22 protein-coding genes are annotated in these 16,979 nt (G+C 55.1%); 10 read left to right on the top strand and 12 right to left on the bottom strand.

Annotated elements, in window-relative coordinates; genetic code table 11:
• The first annotated feature begins 55 nt into the window (after positions 1 to 55).
• Positions 56 to 853, top strand: coding sequence for a dioxygenase family protein (locus tag BVC71_RS09035; RefSeq protein ID WP_086451354.1), 798 nt, complete (start codon positions 56 to 58; stop codon positions 851 to 853).
• A 32-nt stretch (positions 854 to 885) separates the two neighbouring features.
• Here BVC71_RS09035 and argF read toward each other — a convergent pair whose 3' ends face one another.
• From argF to BVC71_RS09020, 3 genes are all read right to left on the bottom strand, one after another.
• A complete protein-coding gene (gene argF / locus BVC71_RS09030; RefSeq protein ID WP_086451353.1) occupies positions 886 to 1,812 on the bottom strand; it encodes an ornithine carbamoyltransferase in 927 nt (308 codons plus the stop codon).
• A 22-nt stretch (positions 1,813 to 1,834) separates the two neighbouring features.
• On the bottom strand, positions 1,835 to 3,013 hold the full coding sequence (locus tag BVC71_RS09025; protein WP_086451352.1) for an aspartate aminotransferase family protein: 1,179 nt from the start codon (positions 3,011 to 3,013) through the stop codon (positions 1,835 to 1,837).
• A 192-nt stretch (positions 3,014 to 3,205) separates the two neighbouring features.
• Positions 3,206 to 4,009 carry an ABC transporter permease gene (locus BVC71_RS09020; protein WP_240516824.1) on the bottom strand — a complete coding sequence of 268 codons (804 nt, stop codon included), beginning with the start codon at positions 4,007 to 4,009 and terminating at the stop codon, positions 3,206 to 3,208.
• A gap of 126 nt (positions 4,010 to 4,135) precedes the next feature.
• Here BVC71_RS09020 and BVC71_RS09015 point away from each other — a divergent pair, with 126 nt between their 5' ends.
• Both BVC71_RS09015 and BVC71_RS09010 read left to right on the top strand, forming a co-directional pair.
• Complete coding sequence (locus BVC71_RS09015) at positions 4,136 to 4,726, top strand: GcrA family cell cycle regulator (RefSeq protein ID WP_086451351.1); 591 nt, start codon at positions 4,136 to 4,138, stop codon at positions 4,724 to 4,726.
• 155 nt (positions 4,727 to 4,881) lie between these two features.
• Positions 4,882 to 5,568, top strand: a complete 687-nt coding sequence (locus tag BVC71_RS09010; protein WP_240516823.1) for an SGNH/GDSL hydrolase family protein — start codon at positions 4,882 to 4,884, stop codon at positions 5,566 to 5,568.
• A 41-nt stretch (positions 5,569 to 5,609) separates the two neighbouring features.
• Here BVC71_RS09010 and BVC71_RS09005 read toward each other — a convergent pair whose 3' ends face one another.
• Complete coding sequence (locus BVC71_RS09005) at positions 5,610 to 5,936, bottom strand: winged helix-turn-helix transcriptional regulator (protein WP_086451350.1); 327 nt, start codon at positions 5,934 to 5,936, stop codon at positions 5,610 to 5,612.
• A 132-nt stretch (positions 5,937 to 6,068) separates the two neighbouring features.
• Between BVC71_RS09005 and rimO the strand changes: the two genes are divergently transcribed.
• Positions 6,069 to 7,442 (top strand): 30S ribosomal protein S12 methylthiotransferase RimO, encoded by a 1,374-nt coding sequence (gene rimO / locus BVC71_RS09000; protein WP_086451349.1) that lies wholly within the window; start codon positions 6,069 to 6,071, stop codon positions 7,440 to 7,442.
• A gap of 9 nt (positions 7,443 to 7,451) precedes the next feature.
• On the top strand, positions 7,452 to 8,357 hold the full coding sequence (locus tag BVC71_RS08995; RefSeq protein ID WP_276267972.1) for an abortive infection family protein: 906 nt from the start codon (positions 7,452 to 7,454) through the stop codon (positions 8,355 to 8,357).
• Positions 8,358 to 8,488: 131 nt separating this feature from the next.
• Here the strand turns inward: BVC71_RS08995 and BVC71_RS08990 are convergent, their stop codons facing one another.
• The 3 genes from BVC71_RS08990 to BVC71_RS08975 all read right to left on the bottom strand — a co-directional run bounded on the left by BVC71_RS08990 (position 8,489) and on the right by BVC71_RS08975 (position 10,476).
• A complete protein-coding gene (locus BVC71_RS08990) occupies positions 8,489 to 8,839 on the bottom strand; it encodes a YigZ family protein (protein WP_086451347.1) in 351 nt (116 codons plus the stop codon).
• 8 nt (positions 8,840 to 8,847) lie between these two features.
• Positions 8,848 to 9,252: a hypothetical protein gene (locus BVC71_RS08985; protein WP_086451346.1), complete on the bottom strand. Its 405-nt coding sequence runs from the start codon at positions 9,250 to 9,252 to the stop codon at positions 8,848 to 8,850.
• A 528-nt stretch (positions 9,253 to 9,780) separates the two neighbouring features.
• Positions 9,781 to 10,476 (bottom strand): M48 family metalloprotease, encoded by a 696-nt coding sequence (locus tag BVC71_RS08975; RefSeq protein WP_086451344.1) that lies wholly within the window; start codon positions 10,474 to 10,476, stop codon positions 9,781 to 9,783.
• Between the two features lie 121 nt (positions 10,477 to 10,597).
• On the opposite strand from BVC71_RS08975, the gene BVC71_RS08970 reads away from it, so the two are divergent.
• A complete protein-coding gene (locus tag BVC71_RS08970; RefSeq protein WP_086451343.1) occupies positions 10,598 to 10,831 on the top strand; it encodes a hypothetical protein in 234 nt (77 codons plus the stop codon).
• Here BVC71_RS08970 and BVC71_RS08965 read toward each other — a convergent pair whose 3' ends face one another.
• On the bottom strand, positions 10,832 to 11,080 hold the full coding sequence (locus BVC71_RS08965; protein WP_086451342.1) for a DUF167 domain-containing protein: 249 nt from the start codon (positions 11,078 to 11,080) through the stop codon (positions 10,832 to 10,834). It lies immediately after the preceding gene.
• A gap of 90 nt (positions 11,081 to 11,170) precedes the next feature.
• Here BVC71_RS08965 and BVC71_RS08960 point away from each other — a divergent pair, with 90 nt between their 5' ends.
• Positions 11,171 to 11,764, top strand: a complete 594-nt coding sequence (locus BVC71_RS08960; RefSeq protein WP_086451341.1) for a nitroreductase family protein — start codon at positions 11,171 to 11,173, stop codon at positions 11,762 to 11,764.
• A complete protein-coding gene (locus tag BVC71_RS08955) occupies positions 11,761 to 12,450 on the top strand; it encodes an EI24 domain-containing protein (RefSeq protein ID WP_086451340.1) in 690 nt (229 codons plus the stop codon). The genes BVC71_RS08960 and BVC71_RS08955 overlap by 4 nt, the downstream gene beginning before the upstream one ends.
• On the opposite strand, the gene BVC71_RS08950 is transcribed toward BVC71_RS08955, so the two are convergent.
• Both BVC71_RS08950 and mce read right to left on the bottom strand, forming a co-directional pair.
• Positions 12,451 to 12,750: a DUF1467 family protein gene (locus BVC71_RS08950; RefSeq protein ID WP_086451339.1), complete on the bottom strand. Its 300-nt coding sequence runs from the start codon at positions 12,748 to 12,750 to the stop codon at positions 12,451 to 12,453.
• Positions 12,751 to 12,823: 73 nt separating this feature from the next.
• The gene (gene mce / locus BVC71_RS08945; protein WP_086451338.1) at positions 12,824 to 13,228 is read right to left on the bottom strand and encodes a methylmalonyl-CoA epimerase; all 405 of its coding nucleotides are present in this window, start codon (positions 13,226 to 13,228) and stop codon (positions 12,824 to 12,826) included.
• A 138-nt stretch (positions 13,229 to 13,366) separates the two neighbouring features.
• On the opposite strand from mce, the gene BVC71_RS08940 reads away from it, so the two are divergent.
• Entirely contained in the window at positions 13,367 to 14,092 is a 726-nt protein-coding gene (locus BVC71_RS08940; RefSeq protein ID WP_086451337.1) for a response regulator, read from the top strand.
• A gap of 125 nt (positions 14,093 to 14,217) precedes the next feature.
• The gene (locus tag BVC71_RS15460) at positions 14,218 to 14,394 is read left to right on the top strand and encodes a hypothetical protein (RefSeq protein ID WP_165767750.1); all 177 of its coding nucleotides are present in this window, start codon (positions 14,218 to 14,220) and stop codon (positions 14,392 to 14,394) included.
• Here BVC71_RS15460 and BVC71_RS08935 read toward each other — a convergent pair whose 3' ends face one another.
• Positions 14,395 to 15,588 carry a DUF1501 domain-containing protein gene (locus BVC71_RS08935; protein WP_086451336.1) on the bottom strand — a complete coding sequence of 398 codons (1,194 nt, stop codon included), beginning with the start codon at positions 15,586 to 15,588 and terminating at the stop codon, positions 14,395 to 14,397.
• Positions 15,585 to 16,970 (bottom strand): DUF1800 domain-containing protein, encoded by a 1,386-nt coding sequence (locus BVC71_RS08930; protein ID WP_086451335.1) that lies wholly within the window; start codon positions 16,968 to 16,970, stop codon positions 15,585 to 15,587. Before BVC71_RS08930 ends, BVC71_RS08935 begins: the two co-directional genes overlap by 4 nt.
• Positions 16,971 to 16,979 lie beyond the last annotated feature (9 nt).

Raw genomic sequence — 16,979 nt, 5'->3', positions numbered from 1 at the left:
GAAAACAATTCCTTATGCGTTGAACCTATGAAACGCGAACAAAAGGAATTTCAAAATGTCAGATATTCATGACCATGACCACGGATTACAACACGATCTGCCGCGCCTGATTGGTCGCCGTAAAGCATTGATGTTAGTAGGTTTAGGCACTGGTATTGCGCTGGCTGGCCCTGCGGCAGCGGCTGACCTGATGTGCGTTGTCGATCAACAAGAAACAGCGGGCCCTTACCCTGCGGATGGCACCAACGCCAAAGCGGGTCAAACCGTCAATGTCCTGACCCAAGAAGGCGTAATCCGCGAAGACTTACGCACGTCGTTTGGCGACTACGAAGGCACCATCGCCGAAGGTGTGCAGCTGGATATGCAGCTGCAACTGGTCAATGTGAACGATAACTGCGCCCCTGTTTCGGGTTATGCATTGTATCTATGGCACTGCGATGTAACGGGCCTGTATTCGCTGTATGACACGACCGATCGCAACTATCTGCGCGGCGTGGGTATTTCGGATGAAAACGGCATCGTGAAATTCACCAGCATTTTCCCTGGCTGCTATGATGGCCGCTGGCCGCACATGCATTTTGAGGTCTTCGCATCCCCAGATGACATCGCAACGGGCCGCGATAGCCTGCTGATTTCGCAGATCGCATTCAACGAAGACGACTGCGAAACCGTCTACAACGCGAAAAGCGATCTGTATTCCAACGGCATCCGCAATCTGGGTCGCCAGTCCCTGACCCGCGATATGGTATTTGGTGACAGTTCAGACGCGCAAATGGAACAGCGCACCATGGTCGTCACTGGTGATCCTGAAACCGGATACACCGGCACCGTCACCATCGGCCTAGCGCTGTAATTGAAAAAGGGGCCCCCGAGGCCCCTTTATTTTTATGCGCCCAGACAGTGACGCATGATGGCTTTTTGCGCGTGCAGACGGTTTTCCGCCTCGTCAAAGATCACCGAATTCGGGCCATCCATCACGGCGCTTGTTGCCTCGTCTTCGCGATGGGCAGGCAGACAATGCATGAACAACGCGTCAGGTTTTGCCGCAGCCATCAGGCGTTCGTTTACCTGATATTTGTGCAGCAGGTTATGACGGCGTTCACGGGCTGATGCCGGATCATGCATCGACACCCACGTATCGGTCACGACGAGATCTGCGCCTTCGACAGCTTTGATCGGGTCGCGTTCGATGTCGATGGTCACGCCTTTAGCGCGAGCCTCTTCGATGAACACGGTTTCTGGGTCCAGTTTTTCAGGGCCGGTAAAGGTCAGGTCGAAACCGAATTGACCCGCAGCATGGATGAACGACGCGCAAACGTTGTTGCCGTCGCCCGACCAGACCACTTTTTTACCGGCGATCGAACCGCGATGTTCTTCGAACGTTTGGATGTCGGCCATGATCTGGCACGGGTGCGTGCGGTTGGTCAGGCCATTGATCACTGGAACGGACGCATATTCCGCCATTTCTAGCAGGGTCTGTTCTTCGAACGTGCGGATCATGATCATATCGACGTAACGCGACAGAACACGCGCGGTATCGGCGATGGTTTCGCCGTGGCCCAGCTGCATATCGGTGCCCGACAGAACCATCGTCTGACCGCCCATCTGGCGAACGCCCACGTCAAACGACACGCGGGTTCGGGTCGATGGTTTTTCAAAGATCAGCGCGACCATGCGGCCGTCCAGCGGTTTGTCTGCGTCCAAGGCGCCCTTGGGCTGGCCCTGACGCGCGGATTTCATCGCTTTGGCGCTGTCGATAATGGCCCGCAAATCCTCGGGCGAGGTAGTGTTGATATCCAGAAAATGGGTCATCGTGTAATCTTTCGCTTGGGCCTTAGCCCTTTTCAATTTGGGCTGCTGCGGCATCCAGACGGGTGATCGCCTGATCGATGTCGTCATCGCTGATGTTCAGTGCGGGCAGCAAACGCAGCACGTTGTCCCCTGCGGGAACCGTCAGAACGCCTTGGTCATAGCCAGCGGCCACAACATCAGTGTTCGGGCATTTGCATTTGATACCCAGCATCAAGCCCGCCCCACGAACGTGTTCAAACACGTCAGGATGAGAGGCCACCAGCCCTTCTAGTTTCTGACGCAACAGCGCGCCTTTGCGGTTTACTTCGGCCAGAAACGTATCGTCGGCGACGTGTTTCATCACGGCATTCCCAACAGCACAGGCCAACGGGTTGCCGCCATAGGTGGACCCGTGCGTGCCAGCGGTCATGCCATAGGCCGCGTTTTCAGTCGCTAAAACAGCGCCCAGCGGGAAACCACCGCCGATGCCTTTGGCGACCATCATAATATCAGGTGTGACGCCCGACCATTCGTGTGCGAACAATTTGCCTGTGCGGCCCACGCCGCATTGAACTTCGTCCAAAATCAACAGGATACCGTGTTCGTCGCACAAATCGCGCAGACCTTTTAGGCATTGATCTGGCAGCGGACGAATGCCGCCTTCGCCTTGAACAGGTTCGATCAGGATCGCGCCAACATCTGGTTCAGCAGCAGCCGCGCGCAGGGCGTCATGGTCGCCCCATTTCAGGTGTTTGAAACCAGGCAGCAACGGGCCAAAGCCTTTGACCATTTTTTCCGAACCCGCCGCAGCGATACCTGCGGACGAACGACCGTGGAACGATCCGTCAAAGGTGATGATCGTTGTGCGCTCGGGCGCGCCTTTTTCATAGTGATATTTGCGCGCCATTTTCACGGCCAATTCGCACGATTCCGTGCCCGAGTTCGTGAAAAACACGGTGTCTGCAAAGCTCGCATCGACCAGGCGGTCCGCCAACTCCTGTTGCGCAGGGATTTTATATAGGTTCGACACGTGCCACAGCGCGTTTGCCTGACCTGTCAGGGCTGCAACCAGATCAGGGTGCGCATGACCCAGAGAATTCACCGCGATGCCCGCGCCCAAATCCAGAAAACGTCGGCCGTCCGCCTCGATCAGCCAAGAGCCTTTGCCTTCGACAAAAGACAGTGGCGCACGGTTATAGGTCGGCAAAACAGAGGGGATCATGGTCAAACCCTTTAAAATTAGAAGCCCGATTGGTGCCAAGCTGGCGGGGGCATGTCAACGTGTAAGGAAGGAAGATGGGTGCGCAAAAGAGCGCGGCGCTAAATTAATTAGCGTCGGCGTCGAATCGTGGTGTTTTGCGCACAGGTCATCATGCCGCCCGTATAGGGGCGACCTGGCATAATGCAAAGCGTTTTATGCTTTGAGCCGGTAACCTTTGCGGAACCAGTACCAGCAGATCGACAGAACGATGGTCGCCGCTAGCGCCGCCACCCATAGACCGCGCCACGGGCTGCCATCGGACACGCCGATCATGCCGTAACGCACGCCGTCGATGATGTAGAAAAACGGGTTCACATGGCTGAGTTTATTCAAAAACGGCGGCAGCGCATCGATCGAATAAAACGTGCCCGACAGGAACGACAGCGGGGTCACGATGAAATTGCTGATCGCTGCCAACTGATCGAATTTATTGGCAAAAATCGCAGCAATGATGCCCAAACCGCCCATTAATACCGCGCCCAGAGCAACGAACGTCAGCACCCACAGCGGATGCTGCATGCCCACGCCCAAAAACAGCCAGACCCCAATGGCGATGACGACAGCCACCAACAGGCCCCGCGCGACAGCTCCGCACACATAGCCCGCAACCAATTCACCTGCGGACAGCGGCGGCATCAGCGTATCGACGATATTCCCCTGCACCTTGGCCGAGGTCAGCGACGACGATGAATTCGCAAACGCGTTCTGGATGACCGTCATCGTCAGGATGCCAGGCGCCAGAAAATGCATGAACGGCACGCCCATGACGTCTCCGCGTTGGGAACCGATGGCGATTGTGAAAATCAGCAGGAACAGGCCCGCATTTATCAACGGCGCCATAATTGTTTGCGACCAGACGTTCATGAACCGCAAAATTTCGCGTCTTATCAACGTATAAAGGCCCAACCAGTTCACTCGACCAAAGCGGCGAACGCCCATTGCGACGTGTTCTTGCATCATCCTCTCCTGTTTTCGCGATTCGAACGCTTGTATCCCGCTCAATGGTGCTTAGAATAGGTCTCTGACCAATGTTGCAAGGACGGATGCCGCGCTGCGCCCGCCAAAAATGTCAAAGGAACTCATATGTCCTGGACCGACGAACGCGTCGAGCTATTGAAAAAGATGTGGGGCGAAGGCCAATCCGCAAGCCAGATCGCAAAAGAACTGGGCGGCGTTACACGTAACGCTGTGATCGGCAAAGTGCACCGTTTGGGCCTATCCAACCGCGCGACCAGCGCGGGTGCGGCAGCCGCCCCCAAAGCGGCCAAAGCCGAGGCACCAAAGGCGGCCCCAGCGCCAAAGCCCAAGGCGAAACCGGCCCCCAAGCCAGAGCCGAAAGCCGCAGAACCTGCCCCAGCGCAGCCTCCTGCCACTGTGCCAATGAGCCCAGCACGCAAGGCGATTATCCCTGCGGGACAGCCTTTGCCGCCGCAACCATCGGCCAACGAAATTTCGCCCGAGGCCCTGGCCCGCGTGAACGAGGTGGAAAAAACCGCCAAGAAAATTTCGCTGATGGAACTGACCGAACGCACCTGTAAATGGCCAATCGGCGACCCTGCGACGCCTGATTTCTGGTTCTGCGGTCTGCCCGTCCAACAGGGCAAACCATACTGCGAAGCGCACGTCGGCGTTGCCTTCCAACCAATGAGCGCGCGCCGCGATCGCCGCCGCTAATTGGCACCAAATTTAGACGGATTAACCCGCCCAAAGAGGCGGGTTTTTTCATGCGAATCACCCGCCGTTCTGTTCAGGAAGATTTTCCGACCTAATTTGGACGTATTCACGGGTTATATATGCCGATGTGAAGCCGGCAAATGTTTGGGTGATTTATGTTGCGCTGTTTTTTCATCGTTTTGGTCAGCATTCTGACCATGTCCTGCACTGACACGGTCGAGGATCCCTCGGAACCGCAAATATTGCTATTGGGCGACTCCATGATGGCGTTCAATCGACTGACGGGAAACAGCGTTGCGGATAAATTACAGGACCGGTTAGGAACGACAGTCGTTGATCGATCCGTTTCTGGCGCCCGCCTGATCTACAACCTGCCCGTCAGCGGCGCAGCAGGCATGAAAATCCAAAGCCAGTACGTAGCAGGTAATTGGGAATGGGTCGTCATGAACGGCGGCGGCAACGACATTCTGTTCGGTTGTGGCTGTGGAGCCTGTGATCGACGTCTGGATCGCCTGATTTCAGCCGACGGACAAACGGGCGTTATCCCTGATACAATCCGCGATCTGCGCGAAACGGGCGCGCGGGTACTGTATACTGGCTACCTGCGCACCCCTGGCATAAACGGCCCCATTGAATCCTGCGGTCCCATTGGTGACGAAATGGATGCACGGATTGCAAAGTTCGCTGAAACCGATGACGGTGTGGTGTTTGTATCGCTTGCGGACCTTGTGCCTTTTGGTGATCGCAGCTTTCACGGTTTTGATTTGATCCACCCATCGATCAAAGGCAGCGACGCAATAAGCGCATTAATCGCAGAAGCGATCAGAAACGAACGCCAATAAATATCATTTCTCACCATTAGGTAATAAATGATGTAACTGGTCTATCGTCCGTTTTCTTGTTTTGCCCAATTTGCCAGCGGCTCTAACGCCTCTAGTAATGTTTCACCTTGCGGCGTGAGCGCATATTCAACCCGCGGCGGGATCACTGCGAACGCCGTGCGGCTGATTAACCCGTCTCGCGTCAGATCATCCAATGCGCCGGTCAGCACTTTGTCCGAAACACCCTCCAACGCGTCCTTTAGATCGCCATATCGTAGGGTCTGTTCCGACAGGATCGCCAAAATGCGCGGCTTCCACCGTTTTGACACCAAACCCAGCGCCATTTCATAAGGACAGTCAGAATTGCGGTTTCGATACGTGTATAGCATTTCTTACCAATACGTAACTAAAGGCAGCCTGCATAGCCCCCTTTGACTTACCAAAAGGATAGAAACGCGATTTTGATCCTCGCGGCTCTCTAATCTCTTTAACGGCAGAAGATTCAGGATTATAGGGCTGTCATGTCTCAAAATCCGCCAAGCTTGCGCCCCGATCTGGCGCCAAAGCCCCGCTTCGATACTGAAAAACGTGACGGCCAGCCGACCATCGGCATGGTCTCTTTGGGCTGCCCAAAAGCGTTGGTAGATAGCGAACGGATTTTGACGCGCCTACGCGCCGAAGGATACCAGATCAGCCCTGACTACACGGGCGCGGACGCGGTCATCGTGAACACCTGCGGTTTCTTGGATTCGGCCAAGGCGGAATCGCTGGACGCCATCGGCGAGGCGCTGGTTGAAAACGGCAAAGTCATCGTGACCGGCTGTTTGGGCGCTGAACCTGACTATATCCGCGAACATCACCCCAACATTCTGGCCGTGACGGGCCCGCATCAGTATGAACAAGTGCTGGACAGCGTCCACGCAGCCGTGCCGCCGAAACCCGATCCCTTTGTGGATTTGCTGCCTGCGTCGGGCGTGAAATTGACGCCGCGCCACTACAGCTATCTGAAAATCTCCGAAGGCTGTAACCACAAATGTAAATTCTGCATCATCCCAGACATGCGCGGCAAACTCGCGTCGCGCCCTGCCCATGCCGTGATGCGCGAGGCGGAAAAGCTGGTCGATGCGGGCGTCAAAGAACTACTGGTCATTTCCCAAGACACCAGCGCCTATGGCGTTGATATTAAACACAAAACAGAACGCGAACACCGCGCGCATATCACCGATCTGGCCCGCGATTTGGGCAGCTTGGGCGCTTGGGTGCGGCTGCATTACGTTTACCCCTACCCGCACGTGCGCGACCTGATCCCGCTGATGGCGGACGGGCTGATCCTACCGTATTTGGACATCCCGTTCCAACACGCGCACCCCGATACGCTGAAACGCATGGCCCGCCCTGCGGCTGCGGCCAAAACGCTGGACGAAATCGCGGCGTGGCGGTCGGTTTGCCCTGATATGACCCTGCGCAGCACCTTTATCGTCGGCTACCCTGGCGAAACCGAGGATGAATTTAACACTCTGCTGGATTGGCTGGACGAGGCGCAATTGGATCGCGTCGGCTGTTTCCAGTACGAAAACGTGGACGGCGCGCGGTCGAACGACCTGCCCGACCATGTCCCCGCCGAGGTGAAACAGGACCGCTGGGAACGTTTTATGGAAAAGGCGCAGGCCATTTCCGAGGCGAAACTACAGGCCAAAGTCGGCAAAACGGTCGAAGCGATCGTGGACGACATCGACGAAGACGGCATCGCCACCTGCCGCACATGGGCCGACGCCCCCGAGATCGACGGCAACCTATTCATCGACGAAGGCACCGAGAGCCTAACCGTCGGCGATATCGTTAAGGTTGAAGTCGATGAGGCTGGGGAATATGATTTGTGGGGTGTTTTGAAGTAAGGTCGCGTCTTGAATAGGTTATCCCCTTCAGTCCGTCAGGACATGTTAGATTGCTTTCAGATCGAGGGAGCCTACTACGGTGGAGAAATGAACGACGTTGACTTTCTTAGTAGGCACTTTGACCTAAGCTCTTTCCCCTCCGATGACTCTCGCTTTGAGACAATGGAAGGAGAGGTTTACTGTCATTGTGTTAGTTTTGACGACTATACAGCGAATTGGGCTCTTTCGGACCGGCGCTTAAGTATTTCTGAATTGCCTGACGAAAAATTCTTAGCGTTCCTTGCGGATACAATCAGTCCTGCTGTTCGAAAAGACAAAACATCCATCGACAGATTTGCATCTCACTTTAACAACTTACTAGAGGGCTCTGGCTGGAAACTAGTTCAAAAAGCAAGTGTGGCTGGGCTTCCGAGGTATGTCCCGATGCTCGACGGCGTCGCCAAACATTTTGAGGACAAAGCGCGCAACTCCGCGAAAGTACTTTCATCTAGCTGGATGCAAGGCGAGATTGATCGAGCGTGGAGCGCTGTAGATTCAGACCCAGCCTTAGCCATCGGGACTGCCAAAGACCTGACAGAGTCGTGTTGTAAAGCAATATTACTAGAACTTGGGAAACCTGCGGGACCTCGCGATGACTTTCCCACAATTACAAAAGCCGTCGTTAAAGAATTACGCCTAGTGCCAGAGAGTATTTCGAAAGAAGCTAAAGGCGCAGAGATAATCAAACGACTGTTAAGCAATTTGCTTCAGGTAACCAAAGGCGTAAATGAACTCCGTTCGTTATATGGTACTGGGCACGGCCGAGACGGCAAGCACGTGGGCCTTCAGCCTCGCCATGCTCGCCTTGCAGTAACAGCTGCCGCAGCTTTTACAGTTTTTATTACTGACACTTATAGCGCACGACATTCAGATTGAATGCTGTCCAATGAGAGGCGAATGAACGCCCTACTGCTGTTTCCAAAGGGCGGCGCCCGTCACGAGGTGGGTGCGAAGCGCCCGCCTTGGGGGCGGGGCGGGCGCTGCCCGTGGTTCCCACGGGCGAAACGCTAGTTCAGATCGTCTAGATAAACCCTGACCGCATCCTGAACGTGTCTGAACCTGTCTCCGCCCAGATGTTTGCCGCCGAACCAGCGCGTGACGCAGATGAGGTGGCCGCGTAGGTTTTCGCGCTCTAGCATCCGCACAATCACCATGCCTGCGCCGCTTTCTCCGTCGTCGTTTTTCAGCGGCCCGTCGTCCAGCAGAACGGCCCATGTGTTATGGGTCGCTTTGGCAAACTTTTTGTTTTTGCATAAGGTTTTGATGAATGCCTTGGCATCCTCGGGCGAATTTACGGGCGCGCCGGACACCGAATATTTCGATCCGCGGTCGGAAATGATGTTATCCAGAATTTTCATGCGAGCCGTTATAACGCGTGCCGCACGATTTCCCAGATAAAGAACATGATGACAAAGGTCAGCGCGTAGACTTCCCATTTGCGCAGCTTGACCAGCTTTACAGGCTCTAGCGGCGGTTGGTGGAATTCCTGACGCGGTTTGGGCGGCTGGATCATGTTGACCTTTTCAGCCTTAACCAACTCGGCCAGCAGCTGATCGCCCGTTTGTTGTTTGCCGTAGCGGGTAGAGATCCGAACCGTTGGCCACAGCGGGAATTGCTGCATGTTTCCGGCCGCATCCTCAACCGTCATGGCCAGAACAGAGGTATCAATGACGTCAAAGCCAACGATGTTTACTTTTTCTTCGGGGCTGTCTTCGCGGCCCGCGTCGTGGATGACTTTGGCCGGCAGTAGGGTTTTGACGGTATAGCTCATGATTGCACCTGCTGGTGCATGACAGGCGCATCACGACGGGCGCAGATATCAGAGCACATTGTACAGGCCACGTAACTTTGCTTTCGTTACGCCAAAGCCCACCCAACGTTTGGCGCGTTTACCTTTTCATCGCATCTTTCAGCTGCTGCTGGTGTGCGCACCCACTCCACACACCGATGCTGCTTTCGTTACTAATCCACCCACCCGCACGGTTTCTGCGCGGACACTTTTGGCACGTTTCGGACAGTTCATGGACATTCGTCGCATTCATGTGCCCATCTTCGACCGCGAGGAACAGTTCGAGACAACAACGCGGCGTACCAGCAACGTTTTTAGACTTTTGGAACGTCTTATGTTGAATAGAGCTCATGTCAAAACCCCCTTCGGTGCAGCGAAATTTTCGTTCAGGTAGGTTAACGACCGACGGGCTGGCCGTTTTATCCATTGGAATGATTTATTTTCAAATAATGTGCCAAAAGGTCCGCCAAGGCGGAAAATAGGATCGGCAAAACACTACCAATGGTTATGCTATTTTAAGCTGGCGACTACGTTTTGCACGGCGCGAATACGGTCTGCATTGGCGGGATGCGATCCCAAAAACCGATCACCAGGATCAGGGATTCGGAAAAAGAACTGCGCACCTTTCCACGCATCATATCCTGCGATCGTGGTGATGCGTGCCGCCATCCTGTCGGCCTCTAGCTCGTAATCTTTGGAATAGGCGCGCGCGCCGACAGCGGCCCCCAGTTCTCGCGCCAGCGCCAGGTCTTGCGGTACGCCAGACCCAGCGATGCCCGCAAGGCCGCTGAAAATCTCGGCGCCGATTTGGGCATTGCGCTGGGTTTGTTCCAGATGACCCGCAATGTGATGCGATGCCTCATGCCCCAGAACAAAGGCAAGTTCATCGTCGTTTTGAATGTCGTTCAGCAAAGCAGTGGTAAAGGCGATGACGGGCCGCCCACGTTGATCCACGGTCTGATAGGCATTCGCAGGCATGTTGGCAGCGGTATCGACGACAATCAAAAAATCGCAATCACGTTGGACTGTCGTATCGCGGCAAATGCGTTCGATCACAGGTTCAACATTGCCCACGACGCGTAGAAACTGTGCCCGCCGCGCAAAGTCAGGCTCACTATTCCCAACGGTTGGCATGGGGCCTATTGGCGCCATCGCGCACCCTGCCAAAGACAACGCCGCAAACATAGCTGCAAATAAGATCCGCATCGGACATCCCTACATTTGACGCCCTATCATTTCTGCAACCGCTACAAAGGTCAAAGCCCGATCAATCACAGCTTCGCCATCAGGGCTTTTCTTTAGGAAAACTCGGGCGTAGGCTGATGTTATGTTTACAATCGAGCATGATTTTGACGCGACAGTCGTCACATTGGTCGACGAAGGCGCTACCCACCTTCAAGAGGATATTACGGTATCCGCATTCGAAGACTGCATTACAATCGAACAACTAGACGCACGGACGGATCAGGTGATGAAAATCACGCTGTCGTTTTCGCAGCTTCAGGATCTAGAGGCCGCGCTGGACCTACCAGAGGGCGTCTATCGCCTACGCAAAGACTGATCAGTCGATCTGGATAACCTTGTCGCGGGATGTGACGCCTTTCAACACGGTCAGGCGCGACTTTGGCACGCCCAACGCCTTGGCCAGTAGTTTCACGACTGCTGCGTTCGCTTTGCCGTTTTCGGGCACGGCAGTCACGTAGACGCGAATCTGATCGCCTTCGACCGTGATGCGGTCGCGGCTAGCCTTGGGCGTCACACGCAGAGCGATCATCGCGCCAGAGCGCATAAGATGTGTCAGATCCGTCATAGAAAATAGGTTTAAACCGCAGATACTGCGCAGGCTAGTGATTGAATTTGCAGGCTCAAACCCCGATATCTGCCCCAACAGGAGATTTCGATGACCAACACAACAATTGCACCGCTTGCCCATAACGATTCTGTTATGGAATTTCTGACCACCCGCCGTTCGCGCCCTGCCAAAACAATCAAAGGCCCTGGTCCTGATCGCGCGGCATTGGAAACCATCCTGACGGCAGCAGCACGCACCCCAGACCACGGTGCCTTGGTGCCATGGCGGTTTATTGTGCTAAGCGACGAAGCCCTAACCGCCTACGCAAACACACTACAAGCCGCTGGCGAACGTTTGGGCGTTGAACAGGCAAACATCGACAAACCTGTTGGCGTCTATACCCAATCGCCCTGTGCCGTCGTGGTAGTCTATTCGCCAAAACCCGCTGCCAAAGTGCCCGAGATTGAACAACTATATTCGGCAGGCGCTGTTTGTCTGTCGCTGGTAAACGCCACATTGGCATCTGGCTGGGCGGCCAGCTGGGTCTCTGGCTGGCACAGCCACGATCCGCAGCACGTGGCAGAACAGCTAGGCGTGACCGCAGACGAGAAAGTCGCGGGCATCATTCATCTGGGCACCGAATCCATGGTTCCGCCAGAACGCCCACGCCCTGACCTGTCCAACATCGTGACGTGGAAATGATTTTTACCGATTTTGCCAAAGCCGTAGCCCAACTTTCAGATTCGCGTTTCCAGCGCGTTCTGTTTTTGGGTATCGGTCTGGCCTTTGGCCTTTTGGTCCTAATTTACATGGCTCTGGTCGGGCTAATTAGTTGGGCCGATCCATCCTCTGTGACCTTACCCATTGTCGGTCAGGTCGGTTGGTTGAACGGGTTCTTTTCCATCGGGTCTTTGATCCTGATGATGGTCTTGTCCGTGTTTTTGATGGTCCCTGTGGCGTCAGCCATGACGTCGCTGTTTCTAGATGACGTCGCCCAAGCGGTCGAACACAAACATTACCCGCATCTGCCAGATGTGCCTGGGCCATCTTTTTGGGATGGCGTCGTTGATACGGTAAATTTTCTTGGCGTTCTGATCGCGGCGAACATTATCGCGTTCGCGCTGTCGATCATGTTTCCGATCTTTACCGTTCCGATCTTCGTCGGCCTGAACGGTTTTTTGTTAGGCCGTGAATATTTCACGCTCGCCGCAATGCGCCGCGAAGGCCGTCAGGGCGCAAAAGTTTTGCGTAAACGGTACTCTGCGCAAATCTGGTTCGCTGGTTGTTTGATGACCGTGCCGTTGATGGTCCCGATCCTGAACCTGCTAATCCCGATCTTGGGCGCTGCAACATTTACCCACCTATACCACCGTCTGGCGGCGCGCTGATTATTCAGTCGCCGCTGGCAGGGATACCTCTGGTGTGCTCATCCGATGGAAATAGTCCAGATCACGGACGCTGATAATGCCTGACAAAATAACACCCGTGATCAGCGCCCAAATCGGCACCGCGATTAAGGTCGTGACCCACGCCGTGCGTTTGGCCGAAAAGTTTGCAGGAGCCGACGCATGTGTCCCTGGAACAACTTCTCCAGCCTCACCTTGAGTCGTTAAACGCATCGGCAGTACGCAAAACAGCGTCATAAACCATGTTACAGCCAGCAAAACCAAAGCCGAAGTAATGGCCATCGGATCCTCCTAAATACAAACGGGGCGGATATCCCGCCCCGCGTTACATACGCCGATCATGGCGCGGGGCAAGTCACACTTGCTCTAGTTCGACCAACGTGCCCTGAAAATCTTTGGGATGCAGGAACAAAACGGGTTTGCCATGCGCGCCGATTTTCGGTTCGCCATTCCCCAAAATGCGCGCGCCTTTTTCGACCAACTGATCACGAGCCGCCAGAATGTCATCAACCTCGTAGCAGACATGGTGAATGCCGCCCGACGGGTTCTTTTCCAGAAAACCGTTGATCGGGGAATCGTCGCCCAGCGGGTACAGCAATTCGATTTTGGTGTTTGGCAGTTCGATAAACACAACGGTCACGCCGTGATCTGGTTCATCCTGCGGTGCGCCGACATTGGCGCCCAGCGTGTCGCGGTACTGCGCGGATGCGGCCTCTAGGTCTGGCACTGCGATGGCGACGTGATTCAAACGTCCGATCATTTTAGAATCTCCCACTATTTGCGCAACTTTATTACGCACTCGCAGCATTTTGCAAAGCGGTCGTTGCGTCGCAGGTTAACCGATCATCAACCAAGCTAGGCAATCATAAGCCATGATCCCCCTGCCAGAGGATTCGCTATGGATACCCAAGACGATTTTCTACTGACCCGCCCGCCAACCGCCGAACGTCCCCTGATGGGGGTCACGCTATTACTGGTCGAAGACAGCCGTTTCGCCTGTGAAGCAATGCGTATGATGGCATCACGTTCAGGGGCACGACTGCGCCGGGCCGATAGCATCGCCAGCGCGCGACAACACCTGCGAATTTATCGACCCTCAGTCGCGATCATCGATCTAGGGCTGCCCGACGGATACGGAGAAGACCTCATTTCCGAGCTGTCCCGCGCAACGCCCCGCGTCCAAGCTATTTTGGCAACCAGTGGCGACCCCGATGGGGAAATGCGCGCAAAAATTTCTGGCGCTGACGGATTTATGTGCAAACCTTTCAATAGCTTGGCCGCATTTCAAGCCGCTATCCTAGACCACATGCCGATAGATCGCCGGCCCAAAGGCCCCCGCCGTTTGCCCACCACAAACATCGCGCCGGATCGTATCGCTTATCGGGATGACCTGACCCAGATCGCGCGCCTGATCGCTATAAATGCGGACCCCAGAACGCTGGATTACGTGCATCAATTCCTGTCCGGTGTAGCAGAATGCGCGGACGACCAGCCCATTTTGGCGGCGCTGGATCAATTGCAATCTCTGCGTCAAAACGGCCAACCAATTTGCCATCAAATGCGTGTCCTTTCGGACCTAATTGAAACACGATTGCTAGAAACCAAGATGAGCGCCCTGAATTAACGCTGTCATTTTTTCGCCCAATTCTTTGGATCGAAACCTCAAAAATGGCACAAACAGTCCGTTAACGCGTCCAAGTCTTTCGTCACAAACGTATCAGACGAATAAGCAAGACTAGGAAAAGCGACATGGCCGAAATTATGGAACGGTTCTGGAATGACGACAAAGGCAGCAACGCGGTTGACTGGTTGGTGCTGTCGGCAGGTCTGGTCATGCTGTCCATTGCGATTTTTGCGGTCATCGACACCAGTGCCAGCAACATTGCACAGGATGATGCAGCCGTCGCTACAATCGCAGGCGTCTAATCAGCGGAAAAATTTCGGGTCGGTTCCCATATCTACCCCTGGGAACACGGCATCACGAATAACGTCCAACGGCACATCTGTAGCGCCGCGCATGATCCATCCGGCAATCGCGCGGACGTCTTGGGTCGGCATCAAATCGCGGCGCGCGTATAAATCGGCCTCGGCCAAACCCGGCCAGTTCGTGACAACGCGCCCGCCGCGGATTGCGCCGCCCGCCGTTAGCATTGCACCGCCTGTTCCATGGTCGGTGCCTTCATTCCCGTTTTCCGCTACGGTGCGGCCGAACTCTGTCATCGCGATCACGGCCGTATTTTGCCAGACTGGGCCCAAATAGGCCCGTAGCGTCAGGATAACATCAGACAGATTAGCGAATGATTTTCGCAAGTTGCGATTTTGTTTGACGTGCGTATCCCAGCCGTTCAACGAAAAACTTGCGATCCGCGCATCGCCCGCCAAACGGGATGCCGCGAATTTCGCGATTTCCACATGCCCCCCGTTTGCCACACCCATCATGGTGTCGTCATCGGTCATATCTTCTGATGACGTTAACCCTTGGGCGATATTGATCGCATCCAAACTGGCCTGTTCAAACAGTGGGTCGCCTTCGTAGACGCGTTGCAGCAAACGTTGCGCTTGGGGGCTGAGCGATAGCGTGGCGTCAGGTGACCAACTGGACACATCCGCCTGCCCCGACAAAATCAACATCTGCTCGCGCCCAACCGCATAAGCGATTTCCGGGGTAGACGCAGGCAAATGGGACACCAAACGGTTTAGCCACCCGCCATCGACATCCCCCACCTGATAGCCGCCTGCCTCTAGAATATCCTGTCCGTCAAAATGGCTGCGTTTATCGCGGTAGGGCGTAGAGACAGCGTGGACAAAGCCCAATTCGCCCGCCTGCCACAATGGCCACAAAGGCGCCAAATCGCCATGCATGGCGAAAAATCCATCCAAATCAAAGCCACCTTGATCGGGCGACATGGCCAAATTCGGACGATACCCTGCAAAGGCTGGATCCCCATAAGGCTGCACCATGTGCAATCCATCCATCGCACCACGCAGGACAATCACCACCAACCGCGTGTTCCACGGCGCCGAAGCAAAAGCGATCGGCGTCATAAACGGCGATGCAGCCGCCGAACAGCCCAGTGCCAGACCTTGTTTTAAAAATCCACGGCGTCCAATCATTGTCATCTCCGTTGAAACGCAGCAGAGGCCAGAACGATCCCCACACCATCGCGCACAGATTCAGCAGCATGTGCGGCAAAGCGCAATTCAGCATCCGCGCCGTTGCCCAGCGCTGCCACCACAAACTCCCTAGGGTCGGGCAATTCATCAACCCAGCGTTCTGGCGCTGTCATCGCCCAATTAATCCGGCCTGCCATGCCTTGGGGTGTGACCCATGCTTCAGCCTCTTCGGGCCATCCTTCGGGGCTGATGGGGTGTTCCCATTCCTGCCCCATCGTCTGCATCGGAACGTAAATACCGTTTTTGATGTGTGTATGTCGGGCGTCGAAAAACCGTTCAACGTCCGTGCCCAACGCCCGAAAGGTCGATGTTACAAACCCCATCGGCTGTTTAACCTTCATGGCTAGGGGTTCCCACGCAGCTGCGTTTGATAACAACGCATCATAAACCGCCATCAGATCGCCGCCCGTTTCAGCAAATCGCGCAGCTAATGCGGCGACCAATGCCGTGTCCGGTTCGTCTGAAATAAAATGCACGACCAATTTGCGGGCAATGTGAAACGCTGTATCGGGATGCGCCGCGATATCATCTACCGCAGCACGCAATACCGACATATCCGCAACGGCCATATACGTACGGCCCAGAACGGTCTCTGAACCCGGTTCTGCACGGCCCGCATCAAAATACAAACCGCGATCAGGGCGATACGTCAGACCCGTTAACAATTCAGCCAATTCGCGAACATCATCTTGGTCATAGCTGCCATCAATGCCCAGCGTATGCAGTTCCAACAATTCCCGAGCCAGATTTTCATTCAACCCCAACCCGCGCCGCAGCCCCAAGACGCTGTTCGGTCCATAGGATCGCCCCTGATCCAGATACCCAATCATCATTGGATGAGTCACCGCGGCCCATAACAGATCCGCAAACAGGCCCGTCATATTCGGCCTGATGGCTGTTTCGATATAGGGTGCAACCAAATGGCTGCTTTCGTGCACACGCGATGCAACCGTGAAATGGTCGCCCCAAAACCGTGCGAGCCGTTCGCGAAATGCATCTTCGCCCCATGCTCCGCGCGCAAGGTTGGTCCGAAAATGCAACCACTCTGCATCACGGCGGGCTTTTCTTTGGGCCTGATAGCGTTCTTGAACTTCGGCTATGGCAATCGGGTCGCCTGATTGACCAGCGGCGCTGCGTTCACGGCGCATGAGCCGCTGTTCCAGTAATGTTGGATGAGCGGCATCAAACAAAGGGATCGGGAAACGCACGGCATCGGCATCAAACCGCGTCAAACGATCCAACATATCGTTGGGAACGGTCGGCGACCTGACATGCGGCGACAATCCCAGACCATACCTGATTTGCGCAATTTCTGCCTGTGTGCGCATACCGCCCCC

Origin of the sequence: Marivivens niveibacter, from assembly GCF_002150005.2 — a bacterium.
In the GTDB taxonomy this organism is placed as follows: Bacteria; Pseudomonadota; Alphaproteobacteria; order Rhodobacterales; family Rhodobacteraceae; genus Marivivens; species Marivivens niveibacter.
The sequence above is the reverse complement of the archived record's forward strand: the minus strand, read 5'-3'. Positions and strand labels throughout refer to the sequence as shown.

Excerpts from the sequence above, each read along its gene's own strand:
- BVC71_RS09035 (WP_086451354.1), top strand. The coding sequence starts at position 56 with ATGTCAGATATTCATGACCATGACCACGGATTACAACACGATCTGCCG.
- argF (WP_086451353.1), bottom strand. The coding sequence starts at position 1,812 with ATGACCCATTTTCTGGATATCAACACTACCTCGCCCGAGGATTTGCGG.
- BVC71_RS09025 (WP_086451352.1), bottom strand. The coding sequence starts at position 3,013 with ATGATCCCCTCTGTTTTGCCGACCTATAACCGTGCGCCACTGTCTTTT.
- BVC71_RS09020 (WP_240516824.1), bottom strand. The coding sequence starts at position 4,009 with ATGCAAGAACACGTCGCAATGGGCGTTCGCCGCTTTGGTCGAGTGAAC.
- BVC71_RS09015 (WP_086451351.1), top strand. The coding sequence starts at position 4,136 with ATGTCCTGGACCGACGAACGCGTCGAGCTATTGAAAAAGATGTGGGGC.
- BVC71_RS09010 (WP_240516823.1), top strand. The coding sequence starts at position 4,882 with ATGTTGCGCTGTTTTTTCATCGTTTTGGTCAGCATTCTGACCATGTCC.
- BVC71_RS09005 (WP_086451350.1), bottom strand. The coding sequence starts at position 5,936 with ATGCTATACACGTATCGAAACCGCAATTCTGACTGTCCTTATGAAATG.
- rimO (WP_086451349.1), top strand. The coding sequence starts at position 6,069 with ATGTCTCAAAATCCGCCAAGCTTGCGCCCCGATCTGGCGCCAAAGCCC.
- BVC71_RS08990 (WP_086451347.1), bottom strand. The coding sequence starts at position 8,839 with ATGAAAATTCTGGATAACATCATTTCCGACCGCGGATCGAAATATTCG.
- BVC71_RS08985 (WP_086451346.1), bottom strand. The coding sequence starts at position 9,252 with ATGAGCTATACCGTCAAAACCCTACTGCCGGCCAAAGTCATCCACGAC.
- BVC71_RS08975 (WP_086451344.1), bottom strand. The coding sequence starts at position 10,476 with ATGCGGATCTTATTTGCAGCTATGTTTGCGGCGTTGTCTTTGGCAGGG.
- BVC71_RS08970 (WP_086451343.1), top strand. The coding sequence starts at position 10,598 with ATGTTTACAATCGAGCATGATTTTGACGCGACAGTCGTCACATTGGTC.
- BVC71_RS08965 (WP_086451342.1), bottom strand. The coding sequence starts at position 11,080 with ATGACGGATCTGACACATCTTATGCGCTCTGGCGCGATGATCGCTCTG.
- BVC71_RS08960 (WP_086451341.1), top strand. The coding sequence starts at position 11,171 with ATGACCAACACAACAATTGCACCGCTTGCCCATAACGATTCTGTTATG.
- BVC71_RS08955 (WP_086451340.1), top strand. The coding sequence starts at position 11,761 with ATGATTTTTACCGATTTTGCCAAAGCCGTAGCCCAACTTTCAGATTCG.
- BVC71_RS08950 (WP_086451339.1), bottom strand. The coding sequence starts at position 12,750 with ATGGCCATTACTTCGGCTTTGGTTTTGCTGGCTGTAACATGGTTTATG.
- mce (WP_086451338.1), bottom strand. The coding sequence starts at position 13,228 with ATGATCGGACGTTTGAATCACGTCGCCATCGCAGTGCCAGACCTAGAG.
- BVC71_RS08940 (WP_086451337.1), top strand. The coding sequence starts at position 13,367 with ATGGATACCCAAGACGATTTTCTACTGACCCGCCCGCCAACCGCCGAA.
- BVC71_RS15460 (WP_165767750.1), top strand. The coding sequence starts at position 14,218 with ATGGCCGAAATTATGGAACGGTTCTGGAATGACGACAAAGGCAGCAAC.
- BVC71_RS08935 (WP_086451336.1), bottom strand. The coding sequence starts at position 15,588 with ATGACAATGATTGGACGCCGTGGATTTTTAAAACAAGGTCTGGCACTG.
- BVC71_RS08930 (WP_086451335.1), bottom strand. The coding sequence starts at position 16,970 with ATGCGCACACAGGCAGAAATTGCGCAAATCAGGTATGGTCTGGGATTG.